Raw genomic sequence first — 24979 nt, forward strand, 5'->3', positions numbered from 1 at the left:
CTGCGCTACCGGGTACTCCGGGTTCATGACTGCTCAGAATCCAGAACCCGATGAGACTGCCGGCCTCGAAGCGGGCGGTAGCGTGACGCCGGGCGATACTCCTCCAGCCGAGACATCAGTCGGTGGGCCCAACCACGAACCGCCGCAGCGCAGTCGCGTGATGCCGATCGTCGTCATCGTTCTGGTGGCATTGTTGGCGATCGTGATCGCCGGTGGCCTGGTCGGCCGAGTCGTCGGCCTCTTCGGCTGACCTCGCGGTATCAGTACGGCGGCCAGCCGCCTTCGGGACCCAACAGTCGGCCGAGGCGACGGTGATCGATCGCGATCAACTCTCTGCGCATGACCAGCCGTTCGGTCGGTTCGTCGTTGTCGAGTCGATGGCCGAGCTCCATCAGCACGTCCCTGGGTTCGAAACCGTCGGGAGTCATCATCAGGTTCGAGACGTACCGCCAGCCGAATTTCGATTCGTACGCGCGCGCTGCGGTGCCCAGGGCGCTACGTGATTCTGCGTCCATGGCCGTGCACATCTTGTTCGGCTCGGGCAGCGTCGCGGCCAAGGCGTCGATGACGTTGTCGGACAACTCGTTCAGCTCGGCGGCAGCCGCAGTGAACAACTCGTCCCGCGACCGGTACGGGCGGCCGTCCGCGAGACGTGAGGCCCAGGCAACCGAGCAACAGCACTCGTAGAGCGCGTGTACCGCCTTGCGACGCGGCAGATCGTTGAATGTCTCGAGACCCAACCCCTGATGCATCAACATGCATGAATGATGAGGGACCGGAGTCGGCCATTGCCATAGCTGAGCAGGCTCTTAGCGCAGACGTTACTCGGCGTAACACGCCCTGTGGGTACTGCTGCGTCTGCCGCTAGGCTCGCAGGCATGACCGAACGGAACTGGACCGCATTCTCTGTGGAGATCGCAGACCACATCGCGCACGTGACACTTCTCGGGCCGAACAAGGGCAACGCCATGGGCCCTGATTTCTGGAGCGAATGCCCAGAACTGTTCGACCGACTCGATGCCGATCCAGAGGTACGGGCCGTGGTTCTCGCGGGCTCCGGCAGGAACTTCACCTACGGTCTCGACCTGCCGGCCATGGCCGGAACGTTCGGGCCGCTGATGGCCGACCAAGCACTCGCCGGACCCAGGACCACGTTTCACGACACCATCAAGACGATGCAGAAGGCCGTCAACGCCGTGGCGGACTGCCGCAAGCCCGTCGTCGCCGCAGTGCAGGGTTGGTGCATCGGTGGCGGCGTCGACCTCATCACCGCCGCCGACGTGCGATATGCCAGCGCCGACGCGAAGTTCAGCGTCCGCGAGGTGCGTGTCGCGATCGTCGCCGACATGGGATCTCTCGCTCGACTCCCCGCGATCATCGGCGACGGCCACCTGCGTGAGCTCGCGTTGACCGGCAAGGACATCGACGCGGCGCGCGCCGAGAAGATCGGCCTGGTCAACGACGTGTTCGAGGACCACGATGCCGTCCTCGCGGCCGCCCGCGAGTGCGCTGCGGCCATTGCTGCGAACCCGCCCCTGGTGGTGCAGGGCATCAAGACCGTCCTCGACCATTCCCGGTCGGCGAGCGTCGACGATTCGCTGAGATTCGTCGCGGCCTGGAACGCGGCTTTCCTCGCCTCGCACGATCTCACCGAGGCCATCACCTCGGTGTTCGAGAAGCGTCCGGCCCAATTCACCGGTAGCTGACGTGGTCGAGTACGCCGAAGAGCTGGGTACACAGCTGGTTCGGCTGCAGCGGATTCGGGAGCGCAACATCGCGCAGATCTCGTCCTCGGGCGGCGTCGACGGTGCCGCCTACGTTTGCCTGTTCCGCCTGCTGCGCGACGGACCGATGCGGTCCAGCGAGCTCGCCGCGATGGTCAACTCGGACCCGTCCACGGTCAGCAGGCAGGTAGGCCAGCTGGTCGAGCGAGGACATGTCGCTCGGGTACCCGACGAACGTGACGGGCGGGCATTCGTTCTGGCCGTCACCCCGTCGGGCGAGGAAGCTGCAGCCGCCATCCAGCAACGCCGCACCGAGAACCTTGGACGAGTCATCGAAGGATGGGCCGAGGAGGATCGGGCGACGCTGGTCGGACTGCTGGACCGATTCTTGACCGATTACGAGACCATCAGACCGGACCTGCCCACTCAACGCCCGGGTAACGTCTGAGCCTCGGACTCCGAGAACTCGGTGCCGACGGTCGAGTCGTTTCGTACGCTCGAGCCCTGCCTCGACGGCCGGGGCGCGACGCCGTCGTACCCGGATGCTCGGACTGCTCGGAACGGACGGAGGGGACGCGATGCCAACCGATCACGACCTACCCTCCCCGTCGTCCGAGATCGGACCCCGATCGGGCTCGATCCGGCTCGAGCGTCGCGTGGCCAGGGGTATCGCGGTGCTCGTCCCGTCGTTCGGCGTGATCGGCGCGATCATCATGCTGTCGGACGACGGTCCGGTGGGCACGACGGCCGTGCTGATCTGCACGATCGTGCTGCTCTCCACCCTGCCGGTGGGAGCGTGGTGGTGGTTACGGTCGGTGGACGCCTCGCACATGCCCGGATGGTTCGTGATCTATGCGGACGTGGGGGTGTCGGGGCTACTGCTGACCTTTGCGGACCGGGACCTGGCTCTGTACGGGGCCGCCCTGTTCTCGGTGATCGGCACCTACATCGCGTACTTCTCCCGCCGCAACGTACTGAAATTTCACACGGCGTTCGTCAACGCCATCATTTTGCTGCTCGCGGTTCTGGCCGTCCTCGAGCGCCCGGACGATCCGGCCTCGATCGTCGCGCGCGCTCTCGTCACGGTGCTCGTGGTCAACTCGGTGCTCGCCTTTCGCGCCGTCATCCAACGCCAGCTCGACCTCGCCAACACCGACTCCTTGACGGGCCTGCTCAATCGGCGCGGTCTGGAACTGCGGCTCGAGCGGATGCTGGGCAGATTGGCCGACACCGAATCCGTGGCGTTGATGGTGGTCGATCTGGACCAGTTCAAGCGGGTCAACGACACCTTCGGCCACGCGATGGGTGACCGGGTTCTTCGCCGGACAGCGCGGCGGCTGAGCGCTGTCACCGGTAGACGTCCGTGCGTGGCGCGGACCGGAGGCGAAGAGTTCACGATTGCCGTTCCGGTCGACGCCGACTCCGCGAAACACCTGGCCGACGACATTCGCGAGGCGGTGCACGATCCAGGCGACGACGTGCCGGTGACGGTCAGCATCGGGGTCGCGATACTCGATGCCGGCCGGTGGCGGTCGGCCGATTCGTCCTACGAGTCGGCCGAGTTGATGCACAACGGATTGCTCGACGCCGACGCAGCGATGTACGAGTCGAAACACGCGGGTGGAAACAAAGCAACGGTGTACACCGGCACCTGACATGCCGATGTACACCGTTGGTCGTTCCCGGGAAACGTTCTGGGGAGAACGATTCGAGCCGTCAGCGCAGAGCGCTCTTCGGGTCGTTCCACAGCTGGTCGGTGAAATCCTCCAACGCGACGAGCACGATGGTGTCCTCGGTGCGCCGAAGGATCGACTTGCTGGCCCGCACCTGAACGATGTCGCCGGTCTTGTCGGTCATCCGCCACAGGGAGTCCGCACGGGTGGCGACGGTGGTCAGGAACATCTCTGCGACGTTCACGCCCTCCGGAGCTCGATCCGGGAAGATGTCGTGCAGGTGGAAGTCCTCTCGTTCTGTCCGGTCGAGTCCGAACAGATCGTCGAAGGCCTCGTTCGCGAACACGATGGCACCGGTGGGATCGACAGCCAGAATCGGTACCGGGATCCGGTCGAGAACGACGGTCACCGGCAGATCGGGGAACTGGGTCGGGTCCGATATCGGCCGCGACTCCAGATTGCGCCGATCACCGGCGGTGCCGTTGGAAGTGCTGTCGGTCATACGTCTCCCCAAACTGTGGTTCGTCGGCACACGGCCGAAACGAGGTGTTGTGATGCCGAAAGGATCAGTGACCCGGATTGTCCGTCAAACGCTTGAAGGACGCAGCGATTTCGGCCTCGGCTTCTGCGCGACCCACCCAGTCTGCACCGGTGACGTGCTTGTTGGGTTCGAGATCCTTGTAATGGACGAAGAAATGCTTGATCGCGTCGAGCTCGAAGGTCGAGACGTCGCTCAGATCCTGGATGTGATCCCAGCGGGTGTCGCCGGCCGGCACACACAGCACCTTGTCGTCGCCGCCTGCTTCGTCGACCATCTTGAACATGGCCACCGGGCGGGCCTCGACGATGACACCGGGGTACACCGACTCGGGCAGCAGCACCAGCGCGTCGAGCGGATCGCCGTCCTCGCCCAGGGTGTTCTCGATGAAGCCGTAGTCGGCCGGATACGCCATCGCGGTGTAGAGGTAGCGGTCGAGGCGAACACGTCCGGTGACGTGGTCGACCTCGTACTTGTTGCGCTGCCCCTTGGGGATCTCGATGGTGACGTCGAACGACACGTGCAGTCCTCACTGTCTTGGTTCGAGCCCGAGCGGGCTCGAGTGGTTTGCGAATGTCTCTATGGTGGCGGCGCAAGGCTACCGGACCCGAGGATACTGTTGACTCGATGATCATGGGTACGACCACGGCAATGACGGAGGAACGGTGGCGGGGCTGACACGGCGATTCCTCGGTCCCATGGCGGGGCGCAGACGCAGGAAGAAGCGGTTGATCCTCACGCTGTGCGCGGTGTTCGTCGTGGTCCTTGCCGTCACGACCGCCGCTCTGGTGCTGCCCAGGGTCTCCGAGAGTGCCGACGCCGCGATTGCACCCCCACCCGAGACGGTGCTGCCGAACCCGTCGATCACCGCGTTCCCGGACTCGGCCCCGGTGCCGAGCGCAGCCGGTCTCGCAGGCGCGCTCGCACCCGTCGTGGACGACGCCGCGCTCGGCACCTTCACCGGAACCGTGGCCGACGCGCAGACCGGCCAGATCCTGTGGTCGCAGAATCCCGACACGCCCATGACTCCCGCATCGACGACCAAGGTGCTCACGGCAGCGGCCGCGATGCTCGCGCTTCCGTCCGACCACCGCGTCGCGACCCGGGTGGTCCAGGGCAGCGGTGAGGGCAACATCGTGCTGATCGCCGGCGGCGACCCCACGCTCACCGCCCTGCCGGTGGGTACGACCGGGTTCTATCCGGGAGCGGCACGCATCGACGACCTGGTGGAGCAGATCCGTCGCAGCGGAACCGCAGTGCGCAGCATCAGCGTCGACACGTCCATCTACGCCGGCGACACGATGGCCCAGGGCTGGTTCCCGGCCGACATCGCCGCCGGTTCGATCACCCCGATCGAACCGATCATGCTCGACGGCGGCCGCTCGAACCCCCTCGTCGACGAATCGCCGCGCAGCACCACGCCTGCCCTCGATGCCGGCCGCGCCCTCGCCGCGGGACTCGGCGTCGACCCCGCTGCGGTGACGACGGGCAAGGCGGCGGAGGGTGCCGATCAGATCGCATCGGTGCAGTCGGCCCCGTTGCGAGATCGGCTGCAGCAGATGATCTATCGGTCCGACAACGTACTCGCCGAAGCGGTGGGCCGAGAACTCTCGCTCGAGATGAACACGGCGGCAAGCTTTTCCGGGGCGGTGGCGTCCATCGGCCAGACCCTGTTCTCGGCCGGCTTCGACATGGCCGGTCTGTCGTTGCAGGACGCGAGCGGACTGTCGGTCGACGGCAGGATTCCCGCGCGCCTGCTCGATCAGGTGCTGACGTCGGCAGCCGGGAGCGGTCAACCGGCACTGCGGCCCATGCTCGACTACCTACCGGTCGCCGGTGCCACCGGAACGCTGTCCGATCGGTACGCCTCGGGTGATCGTACCGGTGCCGGCTGGGTTCGTGCGAAGACCGGAACTCTTTCCGCTGCAAGCGCTTTGGCGGGATACGTCGTCGACGTCGACGGCCGGATCCTGACGTTCGCCCTGATGTCCAACGACCGGCCACCCGATGTCAGTCGACCCGCCCTCGATGCCGTCGCATCGACCCTGAGAATGTGTGGTTGCCGATGAGCACCGAAACAGCAACCGCCGACGACAACGACGCCACGTCCGGGTTCGCCGGCGCAGTCGACTGGGCGGTGGCCGCGAAGGCCGGAGCGAGATTGGCCCGCCCGGGACCGGCCACCTCGCGATACACCGCCGACGCGGCCGTGGAAGAGCTTGCCGCAGCATCGATTCGGGCCGAAGGTCCGGTGCGGGAGACGACAGGCCTGGCCGACGGTCTGCCGGTGCCCGACGCCCAGGTGGTCGATCGAGCAGGATGGATCGCAGCGGCGGCTGCGTCGATGAAGCACCTCACCGGGGACGAGAACGAGGCACCCCCGACCGGTCTGCTCGGTGGCAAGCCCGCCGGGTTGCAGGCCGGTGCCATGCTCGCGTTCCTGTCCAGTGCCATTCTGGGACAGTACGATCCGTTCACCGGTGAGAGCGGCACCCTGCTGCTGGTCGCACCCAACGTGATCGCCGTCGAACGTGCACTTCGCGTCTCGCCCAGCGATTTTCGACTCTGGGTATGCCTGCACGAGGTGACCCACCGAGTGCAGTTCTCCTCCGCGCCGTGGCTCGGGCAGTACATGCGGGACAACGTCGGATTGCTCTCCGACGGCACCGACGAGCCGATGTCCGATGTCCTCACTCGGCTGAGCGGCGCTCTGAAGGCCAGGAAGAATCCCGGCGGATCCGCCGAAGACGCCGGCATCATCGGTCTGCTCCGCGCGACCCAGCCCGAGCCGCAGCGGCAGGCGATCGACCGGCTTCTCGTTCTCGGAACACTGCTCGAAGGTCACGCCGACCACGTCATGGACGCCGTCGGACCGGCCGTCGTGCCGTCGGTGGTGCAGATCCGCCGCGCGTTCGATCGGCGACGCCAACGCAAGGTCAACCCCGTGCAACGCGTCGTGCGCACGCTGCTCGGGATGGACGCGAAGATGGCGCAATACGTACGCGGCAAGGCATTCGTCGATCACGTCGTCGGCTCGGTGGGAATGGAACGCTTCAACACGGTGTGGACCGGGCCGGACACTCTGCCGTTGCTGTCGGAGATCGAGGACCCGGATGCGTGGGTCGCGCGAGTCCTTGGCTGAGCCTGCGAAACGACCCATGCTGCCCGAGTCTCCGGCGTTGCTGGAAGTTCGGCGAGCGGTGCGGGGTTGGTTGGCGGCGCGTCCCGGCCCGGTAGCGGTGGCGCTGTCCGGTGGTGCAGATTCACTGGCGCTCACTGCGGCGACGGCAGCCGAGGCTCCGAACGTGACGGCGCTGATCGTCGATCATGGGCTTCAGGCGGGATCCGCGGAGGTGGCTGCCGTTGCCGCCGAGCGTGCCCGGTTGCTGGGCGTCGACGACGCCCGAGTGCTGACGGTGACCGTGGCCGGTTCGGGCGGGATGGAAGCTGCCGCTCGCCGAGCCCGGTACGACGCATTGGACGGCGCGCGCGGCGCTGCCTCGGTACTGGTGGCGCACACTCTCGACGACCAGGCGGAGACGGTGCTGCTGGGCCTCGGTCGCGGCTCGGGGCCGCGGTCCATCGCCGGAATGGCAGCGTTCGACGACCCGTGGGGTCGGCCGCTCCTCGGGGTCCGCCGCGCCGTGACGCGGGCCGCGTGCGCAGAGCTGGGACTCGAACCGTTCGAGGATCCGCACAATTCCGATCCGGACTTCACTCGGGTGCGACTACGCCACGAGGTGTTGCCGTTGCTCGAGGACGTGCTCGGTGGGGGCGTCGCTCCGGCTCTGGCCCGCACGGCCGAGCAGCTGCAGGACGACGGCCGGGCGCTCGACGCCATCGCCGCGGCCGTCGTCGATCCGAACACGCGCGAGTTGGACGTCTCGGCGATCGAATCGTCCGACCCTGCGATCCGCCGCCGAGTGGTGCGGCGCTGGCTCCTCGGCCGGGGTGTGACGTCGTTGTCGGACCGTCAGATCCGCGCTGTCGATGCGCTCGTCGTGCGCTGGACCGGGCAGGGCGGAGTTGCGCTGCCTGGGGGAACGCCGGAGGCGAGGTTGGTGTGCTCGCGTCGGCATGGCAGGCTGAGCGTCGGCCTGGAGAACGAATGAAGGGAAACCCCGTGTACGAGGGCGACATCGAATCGGTTCTCATTTCCGAGGAACAGATCAAAACACGGACCGCGGAACTCGCAGAGGAAATTGCCAAGCGGTATCCCGAGGGTGCTCCCGAAGGCGACTTGCTGCTGGTCGGCGTTCTCAAGGGCGCGATCATGTTCATGACCGACTTCGCGCGGGCCCTGCCCATCCCGGCGCAGCTCGAGTTCATGGCGGTGAGCTCCTACGGCTCGTCGACGTCGTCCTCCGGCGTCGTCCGGATTCTCAAGGACCTCGACCGCGACATCACCGGACGCCACGTGCTGATCGTCGAGGACATCATCGACTCCGGTCTGACGCTGAGCTGGCTCAAGCGCAACCTGGCGACCCGGTCGCCGGCCTCGCTGTCGGTGGTGACGTTGCTGCGTAAGCCCGACGCGATCAAGGTCGACGTCGAGGTCGCGAACGTGGGCTTCGACATCCCCAACGAGTTCGTCGTCGGCTACGGCCTCGACTACAACGAGCGATACCGCGATCTGCCGTACATCGGTCTGCTGGACCCGAAGGTGTACAGCTGATCCGAGTTCTTTCGGTTCCGCCCGTGTCGCTGCGCTGGACCGTCCGTCAATGGACCATTGCCGCGCCGAGACGTATGCAATGGTCCATCGATCCGGATAGTGTGCGGCGATACACGGGGAACTGCCGGGGGAGTGCAGTCGTTGGAGGGGAAGAAGCGTCGACGCCGACAGGCGCGTGGACGCAGAGCGCCAGGTAAGAGCGAGTCCGATGTCCGAGTCTCGCGGTAGCCTGGAGTATCCGGCGGGCAGGGAGCAGCCAGCGCGCGGGAGCGGACTGAAAGGACACGGCCGAGTCGGCTGAAGCTGTATGAATCGGAAGACAGTAATACGAAATCTCGCCATCGTTTTCGGCATTCTGTTGGTGATCTATGCCTTCAGCTACTTCGGTAACGACACGCGGAACTGGACGTCGGTCGACACCTCGGTGGCGATCGCCCAGCTCGACGACCGAAATGTCGAGTCCGCGCAGATCGACGACCGTGAGCAGCAGATTCGGCTGACCCTCAAAGAGGCCTCCGACGCCACGGAGAACGAGAAGCAGATCATCGCGAAGTATCCGGACTCGGCGTCCGAGCAGATCTTCGACAAGGTCGACTCGCAGGGCTTGAACAGCTACAACACCACCGTCACCCAGGAGAGCTGGTTCAGCTCGTTCCTGCTGCTCATCCTCCCGATGGTGTTGATCCTCGGCGTGATCATCTTCGTGATGAGCCGTATGCAGGGCGGCGGCCGCGGCGGTGTCATGGGCTTCGGCAAATCCAAGGCCAAGCAGCTGACGAAAGATATGCCGAAGACCACGTTCGCCGACGTCGCGGGCGCGGACGAGGCTGTCGAAGAGCTCTACGAAATCAAGGACTTTCTGCAGAACCCGGCGCGTTACCAGGCCCTCGGTGCCAAGATTCCGCGCGGCGTCCTGCTGTACGGCCCTCCCGGAACCGGCAAGACGCTGCTGGCGCGCGCCGTCGCAGGCGAGGCGGGCGTCCCGTTCTTCACCATTTCCGGCTCCGACTTCGTCGAGATGTTCGTCGGCGTCGGCGCATCCCGCGTGCGCGATCTGTTCGAGCAGGCCAAGCAGAACAGCCCCTGCATCATCTTCGTCGACGAGATCGACGCCGTCGGGCGCCAGCGCGGTGCGGGTATGGGCGGCGGACACGACGAGCGCGAGCAGACGCTCAACCAGTTGCTCGTCGAAATGGACGGCTTCGGTGAGCGCACCGGCGTCATCCTCATCGCCGCCACCAACCGGCCCGACATCCTCGACCCGGCCCTGCTGCGTCCGGGCCGCTTCGACCGTCAGATCCCCGTCGGTGCCCCCGACCTGGCCGGCCGTCGAGCGATCCTGAAGGTGCACTCGGCCGGCAAGCCCGTCGCGCAGGATGCCGACCTCGAAGGTCTGGCCAAGCGAACCGTCGGAATGTCGGGTGCAGACCTGGCCAACGTCATCAACGAAGCGGCACTGCTCACCGCTCGTGAGAACGGCACCGTCATCACCGAGGCGTCGCTCGAAGAATCCGTCGACCGCGTCGTCGGTGGTCCGCGCCGCAAGAGCCGCATCATCAGCGAGCACGAGCGCAAGATCACCGCGTACCACGAGGGTGGCCACACTCTTGCGGCATGGGCGATGCCCGACATCGAGCCCGTCTACAAGGTGACCATCCTCGCGCGCGGTCGCACCGGCGGCCACGCGATGACGGTCCCGGAGGACGACAAGGGCCTGATGACGCGGTCGGAGATGATCGCACGTCTCGTGATGGCCATGGGTGGCCGCGCCGCGGAAGAGCTCGTGTTCCACGAGCCGACCACCGGAGCGTCCTCGGACATCGACCAGGCCACCAAGATCGCCCGCGCGATGGTCACCGAGTACGGCATGAGCAGCAAGCTCGGTGCCGTCCGCTACGGACAGGAACAGAGCGACCCCTTCCTCGGTCGTTCGATGGGACAGCAGTCCGACTTCTCGCACGAGGTCGCCCGCGAAATCGACGAGGAGGTGCGCAAGCTCATCGAAGCCGCGCACACCGAGGCGTGGGCCATCCTCAACGAGTACCGCGACCTGCTCGACACCCTTGCCTCCGAGCTGCTCGAACGCGAGACGCTGACCCGCAAGGACCTCGAGAAGATCTTTCACAGTGTCACCAAGCGTCCGCGCATCACGCTGTTCAACGACTTCGGTGACCGTAAGCCGTCGGACAAGCCGCCGGTCAAGACACCTCGCGAGCTCGCAGCCGAGCGCGGCGAGCCGTGGCCTCCGGTGCCACCGGCACCGAAACAGCTTCCGCCGCAACAGTTTCCGCAGCCCAGCTACGCCGGGTCGCCGCAGCTGACCAAGGGTGGGCAGCAGAACGGCACCAACGGTTACAACGGCGCACCCAGCAACGGCGCACCGGGCACCGGCGAGCTCGGACCGAACACGGGTGCCGGTCGACGTAGCGCGCCTGCCCCCGGCGACTACAACGGCGGTAGCAACAACGGCGGCGGCTACAACGGGGCTACCAACGGTGGCGGCTACAACGGCGCTACCAACGGCGGTCCTGCCAACGGAAGCTACGGCGGGCCGACCACAGGCGGCGGATACTCCGAGGGCTATCGCCGGCCCGAGCCCCGATCGGGTCCCAACGGTTCGGGCCCCGATTACGGCGCTCCCGCCGGTTGGTCGGCACCCGGCTGGCCGCCGCGCGATCAGCAACAGGTGCCGCGCTACCAAGGCCCGTCCACGCCGCCGGCTCAGTACCAGCCTCCGCGTGAACAGGACTCGGATCAGGGCTACCGTCAGCATCCGACGTATCAGCAGCCGCAGTCCTACCAGCCGCCCCAGCCGCAGCAGTCGTACGACCCGCAGCAGCCGCAGCAGTCGTATCAGCCGCCGCAGTACCAGCCGGATCCGTTCCGGCCGGACGCCGGGGAGCACGGTCGTACGTCCCGGCACGAGCCTCCCTACGGCGAGAATTCCGAGGGCGCGCCGGAGTCGACTCCCACGTGGGAGGTTCCGGAAAGCTCGCACAACTACCCGCTGCCCGGAGACGATCGACCCGCTCATGGTTCGTCGGAGGAGTCGCAGCAGGGTGAGCACGGCGACCGTCACGGAAACGACGACGGCGACGCCGGCCCACGCACCCAACGGTGGGAAGGACCGGGCGGCTCACACCGCTAGTCCGATCATTAGGCTGACTGGGTCGACCGTGACGGTCGACCCAGTGCGTCGTTTCGAACCCGTGCTGTTGTTCGTCGGCGAGCCGTTCACACCGAGCAGCACGCCCGCCCAGCTGCCACATTCGCGGAGCCCAACCGGAGGTACGTTCTCGTGTCAGTCAACAGGACCGACGAGTCGACAGGCGACTCGGCAGAAGTCCCAGCAGCCGTGCAATCTGCCGCCCCGCAGCAGGGAATCGCGGAGACGGTGGCCTATGCCACGGGCGCGGTGTTCGACCAGCCCCGCGCGGAGGCTGCGGTACGCGAGTTGCTCATTGCCGTCGGTGAGGATCCCGACCGCCAGGGCCTGCTCGATACCCCGGCTCGTGTCGCCCGGTCCTACCGCGAGATCTTCGCCGGCCTCTACACCGATCCGGACACCGCGCTGAACACGACCTTCGACGAAGGCCATCAAGAACTGGTTCTGGTTCGCGACATCCCCATGTACTCCACGTGCGAGCACCACCTGGTCTCGTTCCACGGCGTCGCCCACGTGGGATACATCCCCGGCAAGAGCGGCAAGGTGACCGGTCTGTCGAAGCTGGCCCGCGTGGTGGACATGTACGCCAAGCGTCCCCAGGTGCAGGAGCGGTTGACCAGCCAGATCGCCGACGCGTTGATGCGCAAACTCGACCCACGCGGTGCGATCGTCGTGATCGAGGCCGAGCACCTGTGCATGGCGATGCGCGGTATCCGCAAGCCCGGTGCCAGCACCACCACCTCGGCGGTCCGAGGTCTGCTGCAGTCCAGCGCGGCATCGCGTTCGGAAGCCTTGGACCTGATCCTCCGGAAATGACGGTTCCGGTCCGATCACGATGATTCTCGCGAGCTCCGTTCCCGCTGCGCCCATCGTCATGGGCGTTCTCAACGTGACGGCCGATTCGTTCTCCGACGGTGGTCGCTACCTCGACGTCGACGCGGCCGTCGAACACGGTCTGGCGATGCATCGGCTGGGAGTCGACATCGTCGACGTCGGCGGGGAATCCACGCGCCCCGGGGCGGACCGCGTCGACCCGTCGGTCGAGGTGCAGCGCGTCGTACCGGTCATCTCGGCCTTGGCCGCCGAAGGCGTGAGCACCAGCGTCGACACGATGCGCGCACACGTCGCCGCTGCGGCGATCGAGGCCGGGGTGTCGATCGTCAACGACGTCTCGGGCGGTCGAGCCGACCCCGCAATGGCAGGCGTGGTCGCGCAAGGCGGGCTGCCGTGGATCCTGATGCACTGGCGGGCCGCCGACTCGACGTTCCGGCACACCGGTCCGGCCGATCACTACGACGACGTGGTCGCCGACGTTCGCCGCGAACTGCTCGAGCAGGTCGACCACGCAGTGAGCGCCGGGGTCGACGCGTCGCGGATCGTGCTGGACCCGGGCCTCGGATTCGCCAAGAACGCGGAGCACAACTGGCAGCTGCTGCGCGGACTGCCCACCCTGGTGGAATCCGGTTTCCCGGTTCTGGTGGGTGCGTCCCGCAAACGTTTTCTGGGCTCGCTCCTCGCCGAACCCGACGGTTCACCGCGTCCACCGGACGGCCGGGAGATCGCGACGGCCGTCGTCTCGGCCCTCGCGGTCGCCGGCGGCGCGTGGGGAGTGCGGGTGCACGACGTCCGGTCGTCACTCGACGCGGTGGCCGTCGTGCGGGCATGGCAGGGTGGTCGCGCATGAGCGAGATCAACAGTGCCGCTGCAGGGACTCGTCGCGGCGACCGCATCGAATTGCGCGGGCTGACCGTCCGCGGCAATGACGGTGTCTTCGACTTCGAGAAGCGAGACGGCCAGGACTTCGTCGTCGACATCACCGTCTGGATGGATCTCTCGCCCGCGGCCGAGACCGACGATCTGACTCGGACGCTGCATTACGGCGAACTGGCCGAACATGCCGCGGCGGTCGTAGCGGGCCCGTCCCGGGACCTGATCGAGACGGTCTCCGCCGAGATCGCCGAGGTGGTGCTCGGTTACGACTCCCGAGTCGACGCGGTGGAGGTGGTGCTGCACAAGCCGTCGGCTCCCATTCCCCTGACGTTCGGCGACGTTGCCGTGGTGGCCTATCGGGAGCGAAAGTGAGCCGTGCAGTGCTGTCGATCGGCAGCAACATCGGCGACTCGATGAGCCACTTGCGTTCTGTCACAGCGGAATTGGGTTCGCGCGTGGTGGCGTGCTCGGCCGTCCATCGATCTGCTCCGTGGGGCGGCGTCGAGCAACAGGACTTCCTCAACGCGATCGTGGTGGCCGAGGACGAGGCCTACGGCCCGTGGGACTGGTTGCGTCTGGCGCAGCAACTCGAGGAGGCAGCGGACCGCGTTCGAGTGCAGCGTTGGGGACCCCGCAGCCTCGACGTCGACGTGATCGTGTGCGACGACGTCATCAGTGAGGACCCGCGCCTGATTCTTCCCCATCCCCGTGCGCACGAGCGCGCGTTCGTGCTGCTGCCGTGGCTGGACGTCGATCCCGACGCCACTCTTCGGGTCGACGGGGCGGACGTGCCGGTCTCCGAGCTGCTCGAGCGTCTGAGTACGGACGAGCGAGCGGGAGTCGTCCGACTCGACGGCGACGGTGATCGACTGTGGTGACCAATCCCACCAAGATCTGGGATGTCTTGGGTTTGTTTCTGATCGCCGCAGTGGGCACGTGGCTGCTGGTGCGGGTTTTCTACGGTTCGTTTCCGCCGATCCCGGTGTACGCCGGAGCGTCGCTGTACCTGGTCGCGGTGGTGGAAGTGGTGACCGCGGTGATCGTCCGCAATCGCATCGCCGAGCATCGAGTGGGCACCGGTCTGCACGACCTGCATCCGTTGACGGTCTTCCGGGCGCTGGTGTTGGCGAAGGCGTCGTTGCTGGTGGGAACCGCTCTGGTGGGGGTGTGCGTCGGCTTCCTGGTGTACGTATTGCCACGAGCGGCAACGGTGCGAGCGGCGTCCGCGGACCGAGCCGGAGCGATCGTGGCCCTCGTCGCGGGCCTGGCCGTCGTCGCCGCCGCGGTGTGGCTGGAGCAGTGCTGCCGCACCCCGGAAGATCGGGACGACGAGCGCTCCCGATAACGTATCCGTCCCTCGATCGTTACCTTCGTTGTGTACGTGATCGGTCGGGGATGACCGGATGCGACCGACAGGCCGGTTACCCTTGAGAACATGACAGATCAGACTCGCGCCAAGAAGGGACGCCGAAAGCGGCGTAGTGCGAGCCAGCTGTTCCTCGCGGCGCTCGTCGTGTTCGGCATCGTCGCCAGTGTGCTGTTGTTGTTCAGCGAAAGCGTTCAGTGGATGCGCGTCGGGGTGCTCTCGGCGCTGTGGGCCGCAGTGATCGGTGCGTTCGCGATGACGAAGTACCGCAGGGAAGCGGCCGCGGATCAGACCAAGGCCAAGGACCTACAGACCGTCTACGAACTGCAGCTCGCCCGCGAGATCTCGGCCCGACGCGAGTACGAGATGAGCGTCGAAGCCCGGGTGCGCAACGAGACGCGGTTGGAATCGGACGAGGTCGCCGCGCTGCGTAACGAACTGGCCGCGCTGCGCCAGAACCTGCAGGTGCTCTTCGAGGGCAATCTGCCGACCGAACGGGTCGCACTGCGCGCCGAGGCGATGCGGATGCAGGAACTCGGTGGCCGCGGATACGACAGCTATCAGCCCGCACCGTCCGGGTTGTACGTACGAGGTGGCGGCAACGGCAACGGACCCGCAGGCCCCGGCTTCAACGGCGTGGGCACGCCCTACGACGAGCCGGTCACCGCCGAGACGTCGGTGGTCTACCCCGAGGATCCCGACGAAATGCCCCGCGCGACGGCGACACCGGACCCCGGTTCCGGGTACGCACAGGACGCGTCCGCCGAGCAGGGTTCTGCACCGGAGGGTTCCGACGACGTCACCGACGCCGGGCAGAACGACCGCACCGAGCCGCCGGCCGCGCAGTCCCGCCCCTACGGGGCACCGAGGCCGGCCGGTCGGGTGAGCCCGCCCACCTCGCCGTTCACCGCATACAGATTCGAGCAGACGCGTCGACCCGCGGCCGAATCAGAACCTGTCGAGGACGCCGAACCTGTCGAGGAGGCCCAGCCCCAGCAGGCCACCGAGTCCGAATCGGCCCAGGAAGAGGCCACGTACCCGGAGTCTCGCCGATCGCTGCGCGATTCGGCCGATGCGTTCTTCGCAGCCGACCGCGTCGACGACACGCCTGCCGAGGAGACGGCGGATGCACCGCGACGCGGACGCAGGCGCGCCGAATCCCCCGAGGAGGCGTCCGGCGCGCACTCCAACGGCCGTTCCGTCGCCGAGATCATGGCCGGGCTGACAGGCGGCGATTCGGCCGACACGACGACCACCGACGCCGGCACGCGTCGCCGTCGCCGTCGCGCAGACTGAGAACCAGATCACACCGGTCTCCCATGGCACGTTCGGTGCCGCTGTCGCTATTGTTCCCTGCAGGACGTCTGGTACCCGCCGAGCGGGACTGGAACGAACGAGAGGAAAATTTCGGTGACCTCATCAGGGTTCACTGGTGGTCTGTCTCCGGCTCGCTTGACCGTGGGTGTCGTCTCCGCCGGTCGGGTCGGTACGGCATTCGGTGAGGCGCTCGAACGCGTCGGACACGTTGTCGTCGGTGCCGCCGCGGTATCGGACGCATCCATCGCGCGAGTACGTGATCGATTGCCCGAGTCGCAGATTCTGCCTGTCGACGAGGTTGCCCGTCGCGCCGAACTGCTGATTCTGGCGGTACCGGACTACGAACTGGCCTCGATCGTCGCCGGTCTCGCCGCGACCGGGGCGGTCGCGCCGGGCAAGTTGGTGGCGCACACCTCCGGCGCGAACGGCGTCGCGGTACTGGAGCCGCTGGCTGCCCTTGGCGCGGTTCCGTTGGCAATACATCCGGCCATGACATTCAGCGGCGGACCCGAGGACACCGACCGGATGACGGCCGCGTGCTTCGGCATCACCGCGGGCGACGAGATCGGTTATGCGGTAGCCCAAGCCCTCGTCCTCGAGATCGGCGGCGAGCCGGTGCACGTGCCCGAGAGCAACCGGGCGCTCTACCACGCGGCGTTGGCTCACGGCAGCAATCACCTCGTGACGTTGGTGGTCGACGCGGTCGAGGCACTGCGAGTTGCGTTGGCCGGTCCGGGTTTTCCTGGATCCGATGCCGAACGTGGTGTGCCCGAGCGCGTTCTGGCTCCGCTGCTCGAAGCTGCACTGGACAATGCGCTGCGCAACGGACAATCCGCACTGACCGGCCCGGTGGCCCGAGGCGATACCGCGGCTGTCGGCAAACACCTCGAAGTGCTCGAGGCCGTCGATCCACGGATCGCCGCCGGTTACCGTGCGCTGTCGCTGCGGTCCGCCCAACGTATCGGTGCCGCAGCCGATCTGATCGAGATTCTGGAAGGGAAGCGATGACCCTCGCGGGCAGCTACACGAAGGGACAGTTGACGGTTCACCACGATCCCGCGGTGATCACGTCGGTGTCCAAGGCCCTACGTGGCGTCGGCAAGCAGGTCGCTCTGGTGCCGACCATGGGTGCACTGCATGCCGGCCACCTGCAGTTGGTGCGCCAGGCGAAGCTCACCGGCGCGGTCGTGATCGTGTCGATTTTCGTCAATCCACTGCAGTTCGGCGTGGGGGAGGACCTCGACGCCTATCCGCGGACCCTCGACGCCGATGTCGAACTGCTCCGCGGCGAGGGCGTGGAATTGGTATTCGCACCGTCCGCGTCCGACATGTACCCGTCCGGGCCGCGCACCACGGTCCATCCCGGTCCGCTCGGTAGTGAACTCGAAGGTGCCAGCAGACCAACGCATTTCGCGGGAATGCTCACCGTCGTGGCGAAGCTGCTGCAGATAGCCGCTCCGCATCGGGCGTACTTCGGGGAGAAGGACTACCAGCAGCTGACGTTGATCCGGCAGATGGTGCGAGACCTGAACTTCGACGTCGCGGTCATCGGAGTCCCGACGGTTCGCGAGCAGGACGGTCTGGCGCTGTCCTCGCGCAACAGGTATCTCGATGCGGAGCAGCGCGACGCTGCGATGGCGTTGTCGGCAGCCCTCGTTGCCGGGGCGCACGCAGCTGCCGGGGGCGTCGACGCCATCCTGGCCACCGCGCGCGCCGTGCTCGACGAGGTGCCGCTGGTGCAGGTCGACTACCTGGAGGTGCGCGACCCGCATCTCGGCCCGGCTCCCGAGCGTGGAGACGGAAGACTGCTCGTGGCAGCCAAAGTGGGCACCACGAGATTGATCGACAACGTCGGTGTCGCCGTCGGCACCGGTTTCCTCGAGGCAGGAGTGGAGCCTGCGAAACGACCAGAAGAAATTAGCCCCGACGATCCGAAAAGTGGAGAGTGACACGATGTTTCGCACCATGATGAAGTCCAAGATCCATCGCGCCACCGTCACGCACGCAGATCTGCACTACGTGGGCTCGGTGACCGTCGACCAGGATCTGATGGAGGCTGCCGATCTTCTCGAAGGTGAGCAGGTCACCATTGTCGACATCGACAACGGTGCGCGGCTGGAGACCTACGTGATCACCGGTGAGCGGGGCAGTGGTGTGATCGGAATCAATGGGGCCGCAGCGCATCTGGTGAACCCGGGTGACCTGGTCATCCTGATCGCCTACGGGGTCATGAACGAGCAGGAGGTTGCCGACTACGCACCCCGGGTGGTGTTCGTCGACGACAAGAACCGGCCGGTCGAGCTCGGCAGCGACCCGGCTCATGCGCCCGCCGGTTCGGGTCTGATCACGCCGCGCGATCTGCGGGCCGACTCCGTGCTGGTCTGACTCGATGCTTCTCGCAATCGATGTACGCAACACCAGCACGGTGGTCGGGCTCTTCACCGGCACCGGGGATCACTCGAAACTGCTGCGCGATTGGCGTATTCGCACCGACCCCCATGTGACGGCCGACGAGCTGGCGTTCATGTTGCGGGGGTTGTTGGGCGAACAGGCCGAGCAGATCACCGGGGTGACGGCTCTGTCCACGGTGCCGTCCGTGCTGCGCGAGATGCGGACGATGCTCGTGCGCTACTGGGATCACGTGGTGCACGTGGTGGTCGAACCCGGTGTGCGGACCGGGGTTCCGCTGCTGGTCGACAATCCCAAAGAGGTCGGGGCCGACCGCATCGTCAATACCCTTGCCGCACATGATCTGTACGACTCGGCGTGCATCGTGGTGGATTTCGGGACCACCACGTGCGTCGACGTCGTCTCGGCCAAGGGCGAGTTCCTCGGCGGGGCGATCGCGCCCGGTCTCGAAATTTCGGCCTCGGCCATGTCGACTCGCACCGCGACGCTGCGTGAGGTCGAGATGGTGCGGCCGCGGTCGGTGCTGGGAAAGAACACCGTCGAGTGCATCCAAGCGGGCACCATCTTCGGTTTCGCCGGCCTGGTGGACGGGCTTGTCGGACGCATCAGACGTGAGGTGCCGGAGGTCAAAGGCACCGACGTCGCGGTCATCGGTACCGGAGACATCGCTGCGCTGATCCTGCCCGAGTCGACGACCATCGAGCATCACGAACCCGACCTGACGCTGGAGGGTCTGCGACTGGTCTACGAACGCAACATGGCAAAGCGGCGGCCACGCTGAATGTTTCGGTGAAGCGGGGTAGCGCGTCGGGCGTTCGTGTGTCAGAATCGTCGGCGTGATGACGTGCATGGCCACCCAGGAGTGTTGTCGAGGCTGACCGCTGCCTCGTTCGTTACACATCCCTGGAGTAGAGCTTCATGCTTTCCACACCTGTATTTTCTGCACCCTCCCGACCCCGATTGTCCTCACGGTCGGTCTCGACGTTGCCGACCCGGCTACGTCCACCCGACCTGCTGCGCATCACCGATCAGGGCGCATCGGACGTCCTCGAAGGGCGGTTCGACCACCTGCTTCCCGGCGGTGGACAGTGGCCCACGGACGAGCGTTGGGCCACTCGCCTGCACTCCGACGACGATCTCGACGTCTGGTTGATCAGCTGGGTTCCCGAGCGATCCACCGAACTGCACGATCACGCCGGATCGCTCGGTGCATTGACCGTCCTGAGTGGTTCTTTGCTCGAATACCGTTGGGCGGGAACCGAACTGAAGGAACGTCATCTCGACGCCGGAGATCAGGCAGCCTTTCCGCTGGGATGGGTGCACGACGTGATGCACGATCCGGCGTCGAACACGACCGGGCCCACCCTCAGCGTGCACGCCTACTCACCGCCGCTGACGGCGATGTCGTACTACGAAGTGACCGAGCGCGCCACGCTGCGCCGTACCCGCAGCGAGCTCACCGCCGAACCCGAGAAGGCCACGAGATGACCATCGTCGAAATGCTCGAATCCGCTCGCGAGACCATCGATCGCATGACCGTCTTCGAGCTCCGTGACGCTGTCGACCGCGGCGCGGTCGTCGTCGACATTCGCCCGCAGGCGCAGCGCGCAGTCGAGGGCACCCTGCCCGGTGCGTTGGCCATCGAACGCAACGTCCTCGAATGGCGTCTCGATCCCACCAGTGACGCGCGGCTGGCGATCGCCACCGACCACGACGTCGAGTGGATCGTCATCTGCTCCGAGGGCTATACCTCCTCGCTCGCGGCCGCGTCGCTCAAGCTGCTGGGTCTGCACAAGGCCACCGATCTGGTCGGCGGCTATCAGGCACTGAAGTCCGCCGGGCTGCTCGGGGTGTTGACGCAGGCCAAGCACTGCGTTCGCGAGGCCGAGGCCGTCGCAGCGCACTGATCGTCCCGACAGTCTCGGACTGTAAAGTGTGTGCGCGTGAGTGATACAGCTTCTACCCAGCCGGCCGACGACACCCCGGAGCAGCTACGGATTCGTCGCGCCAAGCGCGCTGCGTTGCTCGAGCGCGGGGTCGAGGCGTATCCGGTGTCGGTTCCGCGGACCCATTCGCTGCTCGAGATCCGCACCCAGTTTCCCGAGCTCGACGCCGACACGACGACCGGCCTGATCGTCGGCGTCGTCGGCCGCGTGATCTTCGTCCGTAACACCGGCAAGCTGTGTTTCGCCACCCTGCAGGAGGGCGACGGCACCCAGCTCCAAGCCATGATCAGCCTGGCAGGTGTCGGCGAGGACGCCCTCGCAGCGTGGAAGGCCGACGTCGACCTGGGCGACTTCGTGTTCGTGCACGGCGAGGTCATCAGCTCCCGTCGCGGTGAGCTCTCGGTGATGGCCGACGCCTGGCAGATCGCGTCGAAGTCGTTGCGGCCCTTGCCCGTCGCGCACAAGGAACTCAGCGAAGAGACGCGTATTCGGCAGCGCTACCTGGATCTGATCACGCGTCCGGAGGCCCGAGAGACCGCCCGCAAGCGCATCGCCGTCGTTCGTGAACTGCGTAACGCACTCGAGCGTCGCGGCTTCCTCGAGGTCGAGACCCCGATGCTGCAGACGCTGCACGGCGGTGCCGCGGCCCGGCCGTTCGTCACCCACTCCAATGCGATGGACACGGACCTGTACCTGCGCATAGCGCCGGAGCTGTTCCTCAAGCGCTGCGTCGTCGGCGGCATCGAGAAGGTCTTCGAGATCAACCGCAACTTCCGCAACGAAGGTGCCGACTCCTCGCACTCGCCGGAGTTCGCGATGCTCGAGACCTACGAGGCCTACGGCACGTACGACGACTCGGCGAAGATGACGCGGGAACTCGTCCAGGAAGTGGCGGTGGCCGCACTCGGATCCACCGTGGTCACCCTGCCCGACGGCACCTCCTACGATCTCGGCGGCGAATGGACGACGCTCGAGATGTACCCGTCGCTGTCGGAGTCGCTCGGATTCGACGTCACCCCCGACACCACCGTCGACGAACTGCTCGCGATCGCCGACAAGGTTGGGCTGGATGTCCCCCGCAAGGACGGCGTCCCGATCTACGGCCACGGCAAGCTCGTCGAGGAACTGTGGGAACACCAGGTGGGCGACGCGTTGACCGAACCGACGTTCGTTCGTGATTTCCCCGTCGAGACGTCGCCGTTGACGCGTCAGCACCGCAGCAAGCCGGGCGTCACCGAGAAGTGGGATCTCTACGTTCGTGGATTCGAGCTGGCGACCGGCTACTCGGAGCTGATCGACCCGATCATCCAGCGCGAGCGCTTCGAGGACCAGGCGCGTCAGGCTGCCGCAGGCGACGACGAGGCGATGGTGCTCGACGAGGACTTCCTGGCGGCCATGGAACAGGGAATGCCGCCGACCACCGGAACCGGTATGGGAATCGACCGTCTGCTGATGGCGTTGACCGGGCTGGGTATCCGAGAAACGATCCTGTTTCCGATCGTCAAGCCGTCGCAGGCCTGATCGGGAGGTATGTCCGCTGTTCGCCAGCAGCGGACAGCGATCGGGAAACGTTTTGCAAAGTGCCTGCGTTATGAACAGTAAGCACACGAGGCGGTCCGTCTCGTTGCCGGATACGCAGTATTTCAGGGGTGGAGGGTCGGCGTTCGTCACGTCGGCCAACTACAGTGAGACACAGTCTTACCTTCGAATGCACAAGCGACCGAGTGTTCAGGACACTGCGGCGCTGGAAGAACTGGTGGGCGAGCTACCACCCACCGAGAAGTGAGGGAGAGCGATGTTCGAGAGGTTCACCGATCGCGCGCGGCGTGTTGTCGTCCTGGCTCAAGAAGAAGCCCGGATGCTCAACCACAACTACATCGGCACGGAGCACATTCTGCTGGGCCTCATCCACGAGGGTGAAGGTGTTGCAGCAAAGTCTCTCGAGTCGCTGGGCATCTCCCTCGAAGGAGTTCGCAGCCAGGTAGAGGAAATCATCGGCCAGGGCCAGCAGGCTCCGTCCGGTCACATTCCGTTCACTCCGCGCGCCAAGAAAGTACTCGAGCTCAGCCTGCGTGAAGCACTGCAGCTCGGCCACAACTACATCGGCACCGAGCACATCCTGCTCGGCCTGATCCGCGAAGGCGAAGGCGTCGCAGCTCAGGTTCTGGTCAAGCTCGGAGCCGACCTCAACCGCGTGCGCCAGCAGGTCATCCAGCTGCTGTCGGGCTACCAGGGCAAGGAGCCGTCCGAGAGCGGCAGCGGCCGCGGCGAGGCGGGCACCCCGTCGACGTCACTGGTTCTCGACCAGTTCGGACGCAACCTCACCCAGGCCGCGCTCGAAGGCAAGCTCGACCCGGTTATCGGTCGCGCGAAGGAAATCGAGCGCGTCATGCAGGTGCTCTCGCGTCGTACCAAGAACAACCCGGTACTCATCGGCGAGCCCGGTGTCGGTAAGACCGCAGTCGTCGAAGGTCTCGCGCAGGCCATCGTCAACGGCGAGGTTCCCGAGACGCTCAAGGACAAGCAGCTCTACACCCTCGACCTCGGCTCGCTCGTGGCCGGTAGCCGTTACCGCGGTGACTTCGAGGAGCGCCTGAAGAAGGTGCTCAAGGAGATCAACACCCGCGGCGACATCATCCTGTTCATCGACGAGCTGCACACGCTCGTCGGCGCAGGTGCCGCCGAAGGTGCCATCGACGCAGCGTCGATCCTCAAGCCGAAGCTGGCTCGTGGCGAACTGCAGACCATCGGTGCCACCACGCTCGACGAGTACCGCAAGTACATCGAGAAGGACGCCGCTCTCGAGCGTCGTTTCCAGCCCGTCCAGGTCGGCGAGCCGACCGTCGAGCACACCATCGAGATCCTCAAGGGTCTGCGCGATCGCTACGAGGCACACCACCGCGTCTCGATCACCGACGGTGCACTCGTCGCTGCCGCCACTCTGGCCGACCGGTACATCAACGATCGGTTCTTGCCCGACAAGGCAATCGACCTCATCGACGAGGCGGGCGCGCGGATGCGCATCCGCCGGATGACCGCGCCGCCAGACCTGCGTGAGTTCGACGACAAGATCGCCGACGCACGCCGGGAGAAGGAATCGGCCATCGACGCACAGGACTTCGAGAAGGCTGCGAACCTGCGCGACAAGGAGAAGACCCTCGTCGGTCAGCGTGCCGAGCGGGAGAAGCAGTGGCGCTCCGGTGACCTCGACGTCATCGCCGAGGTCGACGACGAGCAGATCGCCGAGGTTCTGGGCAACTGGACCGGCATCCCCGTCTTCAAGCTCACCGAGGAGGAGACCACCCGTCTGCTCCGCATGGAAGACGAGCTGCACAAGCGGATCATCGGCCAGGTCGAGGCAGTCAAGGCCGTCTCCAAGGCGATCCGTCGTACCCGTGCAGGTCTGAAGGACCCGAAGCGCCCGTCGGGCTCGTTTATCTTCGCCGGCCCGTCCGGTGTCGGTAAGACCGAGCTGTCGAAGGCACTCGCGAACTTCCTCTTCGGCGAGGACGACGCGCTCATCCAGATCGACATGGGCGAGTTCCACGACCGCTTCACCGCCTCGCGTCTGTTCGGTGCTCCTCCCGGATACGTCGGCTACGAAGAGGGTGGCCAGCTCACCGAGAAGGTCCGCCGCAAGCCGTTCTCCGTCGTCCTGTTCGACGAGATCGAGAAGGCACACCAGGAGATCTACAACACCCTCCTGCAGGTGCTCGAGGACGGTCGTCTCACCGACGGCCAGGGACGCACGGTCGACTTCAAGAACACCGTGCTGATCTTCACCTCGAACCTCGGTACCTCGGACATCTCGAAGGCAGTCGGCCTCGGCTTCTCCTCGGGCGAAGGCACCGGATCGAACTACGAGCGGATGAAGCTCAAGGTCAACGACGAGCTGAAGAAGCACTTCCGCCCCGAGTTCCTGAACCGTATCGACGACATCGTCGTGTTCCACCAGCTCACCAAGGACGAGATCATCCAGATGGTCGATCTCATGCTCAACCGAGTCGAAGGTGCGCTCAAGAACAAGGACATGGCGATCGAGGTCACCGAGAAGGCGAAGTCTCTGCTCGCCAAGCGCGGATTCGACCCCGTCCTGGGTGCGCGGCCACTGCGTCGCACCATCCAGCGCGAGATCGAGGACCAGTTGTCGGAGAAGATCCTCTTCGGCGAGATCGAAGCCGGCCAGATCATCCTGGTCGACGTCGAGAACTGGGACGGCGAAGGCGCTGGCGAGGACGCGAAGTTCACGTTCCGCGGCGAGAAGAAAGCCATCATCGTCCCCGACGAGGTCCCGGTCGACCTGGCCAAGGCCGCCGGAGACAGCGACAGCGAGTAAGTTTCACCAGTTCCAACACAACGGGCGATCCTCTTCGGAGGATCGCCCGTTGTCGTATCTTCACCTGCCCCGCCCGCGCACCCCCGCCCCCCCCCCCCCCCCCCCCCCCCCACCCCCCC

Annotated in this window: 26 protein-coding genes; 23 read left to right on the forward strand and 3 right to left on the reverse strand. The window is 66.1% G+C overall.

Annotated features, from left to right (window positions below; translation table 11 throughout):
* The first annotated feature begins 25 nt into the window (after positions 1-25).
* Positions 26-250 carry a DUF6480 family protein gene (locus CH268_RS15390; RefSeq protein WP_094664808.1) on the forward strand — a complete coding sequence of 75 codons (225 nt, stop codon included), beginning with the start codon at positions 26-28 and terminating at the stop codon, positions 248-250.
* A gap of 10 nt (positions 251-260) precedes the next feature.
* On the opposite strand, the gene CH268_RS15395 is transcribed toward CH268_RS15390, so the two are convergent.
* Positions 261-758, reverse strand: coding sequence for a 2-oxo-4-hydroxy-4-carboxy-5-ureidoimidazoline decarboxylase (locus CH268_RS15395; RefSeq protein WP_048316593.1), 498 nt, complete (start codon positions 756-758; stop codon positions 261-263).
* A gap of 120 nt (positions 759-878) precedes the next feature.
* Here CH268_RS15395 and CH268_RS15400 point away from each other — a divergent pair, with 120 nt between their 5' ends.
* The 3 genes from CH268_RS15400 (at position 879) to CH268_RS15410 (ending at position 3379) form a co-directional block, all read left to right on the forward strand.
* On the forward strand, positions 879-1706 hold the full coding sequence (locus tag CH268_RS15400) for a crotonase/enoyl-CoA hydratase family protein (RefSeq protein WP_027494382.1): 828 nt from the start codon (positions 879-881) through the stop codon (positions 1704-1706).
* A gap of 1 nt (position 1707) precedes the next feature.
* Positions 1708-2172, forward strand: coding sequence for a MarR family winged helix-turn-helix transcriptional regulator (locus CH268_RS15405; protein WP_032369382.1), 465 nt, complete (start codon positions 1708-1710; stop codon positions 2170-2172).
* Positions 2173-2302: 130 nt separating this feature from the next.
* Complete coding sequence (locus tag CH268_RS15410) at positions 2303-3379, forward strand: GGDEF domain-containing protein (protein WP_094664913.1); 1077 nt, start codon at positions 2303-2305, stop codon at positions 3377-3379.
* Between the two features lie 61 nt (positions 3380-3440).
* On the opposite strand, the gene CH268_RS15415 is transcribed toward CH268_RS15410, so the two are convergent.
* Positions 3441-3899 carry a PAS domain-containing protein gene (locus tag CH268_RS15415; protein WP_027494379.1) on the reverse strand — a complete coding sequence of 153 codons (459 nt, stop codon included), beginning with the start codon at positions 3897-3899 and terminating at the stop codon, positions 3441-3443.
* A gap of 64 nt (positions 3900-3963) precedes the next feature.
* Complete coding sequence (locus CH268_RS15420) at positions 3964-4455, reverse strand: inorganic diphosphatase (RefSeq protein WP_027494378.1); 492 nt, start codon at positions 4453-4455, stop codon at positions 3964-3966.
* Between the two features lie 178 nt (positions 4456-4633).
* On the opposite strand from CH268_RS15420, the gene dacB reads away from it, so the two are divergent.
* From dacB to CH268_RS15520, 19 genes are all read left to right on the forward strand, one after another.
* Entirely contained in the window at positions 4634-6004 is a 1371-nt protein-coding gene (gene dacB / locus CH268_RS15425; RefSeq protein ID WP_094664911.1) for a D-alanyl-D-alanine carboxypeptidase/D-alanyl-D-alanine endopeptidase, read from the forward strand.
* Positions 6001-7077: a zinc-dependent metalloprotease gene (locus CH268_RS15430; RefSeq protein WP_094642934.1), complete on the forward strand. Its 1077-nt coding sequence runs from the start codon at positions 6001-6003 to the stop codon at positions 7075-7077. The genes dacB and CH268_RS15430 overlap by 4 nt, the downstream gene beginning before the upstream one ends.
* 16 nt (positions 7078-7093) lie before the next feature.
* The gene (gene tilS, locus CH268_RS15435) at positions 7094-8047 is read left to right on the forward strand and encodes a tRNA lysidine(34) synthetase TilS (protein WP_176457954.1); all 954 of its coding nucleotides are present in this window, start codon (positions 7094-7096) and stop codon (positions 8045-8047) included.
* Between the two features lie 11 nt (positions 8048-8058).
* Positions 8059-8610 (forward strand): hypoxanthine phosphoribosyltransferase, encoded by a 552-nt coding sequence (gene hpt / locus CH268_RS15440; protein ID WP_027494374.1) that lies wholly within the window; start codon positions 8059-8061, stop codon positions 8608-8610.
* Between the two features lie 307 nt (positions 8611-8917).
* Positions 8918-11758 carry an ATP-dependent zinc metalloprotease FtsH gene (gene ftsH / locus CH268_RS15445; protein ID WP_094664804.1) on the forward strand — a complete coding sequence of 947 codons (2841 nt, stop codon included), beginning with the start codon at positions 8918-8920 and terminating at the stop codon, positions 11756-11758.
* A gap of 207 nt (positions 11759-11965) precedes the next feature.
* Positions 11966-12592, forward strand: coding sequence for a GTP cyclohydrolase I FolE (folE, locus tag CH268_RS15450; RefSeq protein WP_371832489.1), 627 nt, complete (start codon positions 11966-11968; stop codon positions 12590-12592).
* Between the two features lie 19 nt (positions 12593-12611).
* On the forward strand, positions 12612-13460 hold the full coding sequence (folP, locus tag CH268_RS15455; protein ID WP_255182401.1) for a dihydropteroate synthase: 849 nt from the start codon (positions 12612-12614) through the stop codon (positions 13458-13460).
* Positions 13457-13858 carry a dihydroneopterin aldolase gene (folB, locus tag CH268_RS15460; RefSeq protein WP_094664930.1) on the forward strand — a complete coding sequence of 134 codons (402 nt, stop codon included), beginning with the start codon at positions 13457-13459 and terminating at the stop codon, positions 13856-13858. The genes folP and folB overlap by 4 nt, the downstream gene beginning before the upstream one ends.
* Positions 13855-14364, forward strand: coding sequence for a 2-amino-4-hydroxy-6-hydroxymethyldihydropteridine diphosphokinase (gene folK / locus CH268_RS15465; RefSeq protein WP_094664802.1), 510 nt, complete (start codon positions 13855-13857; stop codon positions 14362-14364). Before folB ends, folK begins: the two co-directional genes overlap by 4 nt.
* The gene (locus CH268_RS15470; RefSeq protein ID WP_032369421.1) at positions 14361-14831 is read left to right on the forward strand and encodes a DUF3180 domain-containing protein; all 471 of its coding nucleotides are present in this window, start codon (positions 14361-14363) and stop codon (positions 14829-14831) included. Before folK ends, CH268_RS15470 begins: the two co-directional genes overlap by 4 nt.
* A 90-nt stretch (positions 14832-14921) precedes the next feature.
* Positions 14922-16148, forward strand: coding sequence for a DUF6779 domain-containing protein (locus CH268_RS15475; protein WP_094664800.1), 1227 nt, complete (start codon positions 14922-14924; stop codon positions 16146-16148).
* 114 nt (positions 16149-16262) lie between these two features.
* Complete coding sequence (locus CH268_RS15480) at positions 16263-17177, forward strand: Rossmann-like and DUF2520 domain-containing protein (protein ID WP_032364477.1); 915 nt, start codon at positions 16263-16265, stop codon at positions 17175-17177.
* A complete protein-coding gene (gene panC, locus CH268_RS15485; RefSeq protein WP_094664798.1) occupies positions 17174-18118 on the forward strand; it encodes a pantoate--beta-alanine ligase in 945 nt (314 codons plus the stop codon). Before CH268_RS15480 ends, panC begins: the two co-directional genes overlap by 4 nt.
* Positions 18119-18122: 4 nt before the next feature.
* Complete coding sequence (gene panD / locus CH268_RS15490; protein WP_094664907.1) at positions 18123-18554, forward strand: aspartate 1-decarboxylase; 432 nt, start codon at positions 18123-18125, stop codon at positions 18552-18554.
* Between the two features lie 4 nt (positions 18555-18558).
* Positions 18559-19359, forward strand: a complete 801-nt coding sequence (locus CH268_RS15495) for a type III pantothenate kinase (protein WP_032373865.1) — start codon at positions 18559-18561, stop codon at positions 19357-19359.
* Between the two features lie 137 nt (positions 19360-19496).
* Positions 19497-20066 carry a cysteine dioxygenase gene (locus CH268_RS15500; RefSeq protein ID WP_052056950.1) on the forward strand — a complete coding sequence of 190 codons (570 nt, stop codon included), beginning with the start codon at positions 19497-19499 and terminating at the stop codon, positions 20064-20066.
* Positions 20063-20485, forward strand: a complete 423-nt coding sequence (locus tag CH268_RS15505; RefSeq protein ID WP_032364474.1) for a rhodanese-like domain-containing protein — start codon at positions 20063-20065, stop codon at positions 20483-20485. The genes CH268_RS15500 and CH268_RS15505 overlap by 4 nt, the downstream gene beginning before the upstream one ends.
* A gap of 36 nt (positions 20486-20521) precedes the next feature.
* Entirely contained in the window at positions 20522-22045 is a 1524-nt protein-coding gene (gene lysS, locus CH268_RS15510) for a lysine--tRNA ligase (RefSeq protein WP_048317274.1), read from the forward strand.
* Positions 22046-22319: 274 nt separating this feature from the next.
* Positions 22320-24860: an ATP-dependent Clp protease ATP-binding subunit gene (locus CH268_RS15520; RefSeq protein WP_027494358.1), complete on the forward strand. Its 2541-nt coding sequence runs from the start codon at positions 22320-22322 to the stop codon at positions 24858-24860.
* The last annotated feature ends 119 nt before the right edge of the window (positions 24861-24979 follow it).

Origin of the sequence: Rhodococcus sp. 06-1460-1B (assembly GCF_002258475.1) — a bacterium.
GTDB lineage: Bacteria > Actinomycetota > Actinomycetes > Mycobacteriales > Mycobacteriaceae > Rhodococcoides > Rhodococcoides fascians.

What these genes read in the sequence shown, in the direction of transcription:
- CH268_RS15430 (WP_094642934.1), top strand. Translation starts at nt 6,001, where the DNA reads ATGAGCACCGAAACAGCAACCGCCGACGACAACGACGCCACGTCCGGG.
- tilS (WP_176457954.1), top strand. Translation starts at nt 7,094, where the DNA reads ATGCTGCCCGAGTCTCCGGCGTTGCTGGAAGTTCGGCGAGCGGTGCGG.
- ftsH (WP_094664804.1), top strand. Translation starts at nt 8,918, where the DNA reads ATGAATCGGAAGACAGTAATACGAAATCTCGCCATCGTTTTCGGCATT.
- folP (WP_255182401.1), top strand. Translation starts at nt 12,612, where the DNA reads ATGATTCTCGCGAGCTCCGTTCCCGCTGCGCCCATCGTCATGGGCGTT.
- CH268_RS15475 (WP_094664800.1), top strand. Translation starts at nt 14,922, where the DNA reads ATGACAGATCAGACTCGCGCCAAGAAGGGACGCCGAAAGCGGCGTAGT.
- CH268_RS15495 (WP_032373865.1), top strand. Translation starts at nt 18,559, where the DNA reads ATGCTTCTCGCAATCGATGTACGCAACACCAGCACGGTGGTCGGGCTC.
- panD (WP_094664907.1), top strand. Translation starts at nt 18,123, where the DNA reads ATGTTTCGCACCATGATGAAGTCCAAGATCCATCGCGCCACCGTCACG.
- CH268_RS15520 (WP_027494358.1), top strand. Translation starts at nt 22,320, where the DNA reads ATGTTCGAGAGGTTCACCGATCGCGCGCGGCGTGTTGTCGTCCTGGCT.
- folB (WP_094664930.1), top strand. Translation starts at nt 13,457, where the DNA reads ATGAGCGAGATCAACAGTGCCGCTGCAGGGACTCGTCGCGGCGACCGC.
- CH268_RS15500 (WP_052056950.1), top strand. Translation starts at nt 19,497, where the DNA reads ATGCTTTCCACACCTGTATTTTCTGCACCCTCCCGACCCCGATTGTCC.
- CH268_RS15400 (WP_027494382.1), top strand. Translation starts at nt 879, where the DNA reads ATGACCGAACGGAACTGGACCGCATTCTCTGTGGAGATCGCAGACCAC.
- CH268_RS15415 (WP_027494379.1), bottom strand. Translation starts at nt 3,899, where the DNA reads ATGACCGACAGCACTTCCAACGGCACCGCCGGTGATCGGCGCAATCTG.
- panC (WP_094664798.1), top strand. Translation starts at nt 17,174, where the DNA reads ATGACCCTCGCGGGCAGCTACACGAAGGGACAGTTGACGGTTCACCAC.
- dacB (WP_094664911.1), top strand. Translation starts at nt 4,634, where the DNA reads ATGGCGGGGCGCAGACGCAGGAAGAAGCGGTTGATCCTCACGCTGTGC.
- CH268_RS15390 (WP_094664808.1), top strand. Translation starts at nt 26, where the DNA reads ATGACTGCTCAGAATCCAGAACCCGATGAGACTGCCGGCCTCGAAGCG.
- CH268_RS15505 (WP_032364474.1), top strand. Translation starts at nt 20,063, where the DNA reads ATGACCATCGTCGAAATGCTCGAATCCGCTCGCGAGACCATCGATCGC.
- CH268_RS15395 (WP_048316593.1), bottom strand. Translation starts at nt 758, where the DNA reads ATGTTGATGCATCAGGGGTTGGGTCTCGAGACATTCAACGATCTGCCG.
- CH268_RS15410 (WP_094664913.1), top strand. Translation starts at nt 2,303, where the DNA reads ATGCCAACCGATCACGACCTACCCTCCCCGTCGTCCGAGATCGGACCC.